This window comes from Polaromonas sp. P1_G4 (assembly GCF_056405475.1).
Genome location: NZ_JBFUCA010000690.1, coordinates 1 through 1,776 on the forward strand (window position 1 = coordinate 1; position 1,776 = coordinate 1,776).

2 protein-coding genes are annotated in these 1,776 nt (G+C 55.2%); both read left to right on the forward strand.

What is annotated here, in order from left to right; translation table 11 throughout:
• The first annotated feature begins 139 nt into the window (after positions 1-139).
• Positions 140-958 (forward strand): hypothetical protein, encoded by an 819-nt coding sequence (locus AC1D1X_RS22270; protein ID WP_477671630.1) that lies wholly within the window; start codon positions 140-142, stop codon positions 956-958.
• 110 nt (positions 959-1,068) lie between these two features.
• Positions 1,069-1,776, forward strand: a 708-nt coding sequence (locus AC1D1X_RS22275) for a hypothetical protein (RefSeq protein ID WP_477699217.1), incomplete at its 3' end; no start/stop codon positions are given.

Below are 1,776 nucleotides of genomic sequence, written 5' to 3' on the forward strand. Positions count from 1 at the left end.
CATTCAGAATGACAACACAAAGCCCTCACTATTTACCGAAGGGCGCGGCAATTTGCAGCATGCCTGTCACAACCTTTCATCTGTAGGTTTTGGCTTACATACCACTCCCTTCTAACGCTGTATATTTTGAAGTTACGCCTTGAAAATATCGCAGCAAGATGTATTCAAAAAACGGCGCGGCCCTGCAGCCAACCCTGCAGTTTTCTGGAGCATTTTCGACGGCACCATCACCATGAATGTTCAATTCCACAGCACATCAATCCAGGAAACGGCATTGGAAAGATGCGTGACGGAGGCGGCGCAATACGCACTCTTGCGGCGGCTCGCGCCTGTGATCCGTCACAATATGGCGGGAACGCTGCAGCCGATTGCCATGGTTGCGGCCATGCTGGAAAGGCGACTCCAAAAAGCAGACACAGATCCGGAAACGCTGCTGCGAAATGCACGCGACATCGTGACGTTGTCCAAAGAGGCGGGTGCATCCTGTGTTGAGTTGATGGGCTGGCTTGCCCCTCGGGAAAACAAGTCAGTCAAAGCCGGAAAAGGCATTGCGGAGTGTCTGGGCATGGTGGCAACCCAGCTCTCGTTCAAGGGCATTTCCATTGTCGACAACACCAGCCAGGCCGATGTCGAGCTGTCCCAGTCGGCGCTGCGCAATGTGTTAACGGCCGCGATCATTACCCTGACCGACACGGCCACCGGACCCAGGGCACTGCTCATGGAAACTGAATTCACCGATGGTTTCTTTTCCGTTCAGGCTTCATTGAATGAGCCGAATGCGTCCACGCCTGCGCGGGTGCCTGAGAAGTCGTCGTATCGGCAACTTGAATGGCATGACCTGGAAGCATTGGCGCTGCGGGAAGCCGTGCGCCTGACCCGTACGGAAAATCGGATCGCGCTGCTATTTGAAACATCCCCAACAACGCCGGACAGGCTGGCCGAGGCGGTACAAGCCTGACCAAATCCTTTTGGGCTCCCGTTCCCTCCCTTCCTCCTTCTTTCGGCGATAAATGTAGGACGATGGAGCGTATGGCCCAATTGCCTGTTTTTCACTGGCACACTGAGACCATGAGCAACATTCAAACCCTCGTGGTCACCTGTTGCCTGGCATTGGGCACATACCTGCTGCCGGCTGCCGCGCAAGCACAGCAAGCTCCCGCTGTTTCGGCGGAACCCCACGCCGCAGCCCTGCTGGAAAAGCACATGGCATTGGCAGGGCAGCTAGCGCAGAACGCCTACCACAGGCCGCTTTTTCTGGAGTCTTCAGAAGGTACCAACACGGTCAGTGGAAGTGCATACGCTGTACTGAATTCCCCTTTCAATACGGTTAGCGCCACGTTCAAAAGTCCCAATCGCTGGTGCGAAATGCTGATGCTCCACATCAACACCAAATACTGCCACGCCAGTTCGGACAGCAGCCCCAGCACTCTGAAAATGAACATCGGCAAAAAAACCGCCCAGYAGCTGGAAGACGCATTCGTGTTGCAATTCAACTATCGGCTGGTTGCCAGCTCTTCCGACTATCTGGGTGCCCAACTCAACGCCGACAAAGGTCCGCTGGGAACCAGCAATTACCGAATCGAACTGCAGGCGGTTCCACTGCCTGGTGGAAAAACCTTTATTCATTTGGGTTATTCCTATGGCTACGGCATCACCAGCCGCCTGGCCATGCAGGGCTACCTTGCCACCGTGGGCAGTGGAAAAGTGGGATTCACTCCAATACGGCAAGACCAGAACATGACGCATGTAGGCGGAATGCGTGGAGCGGTAGAGCGC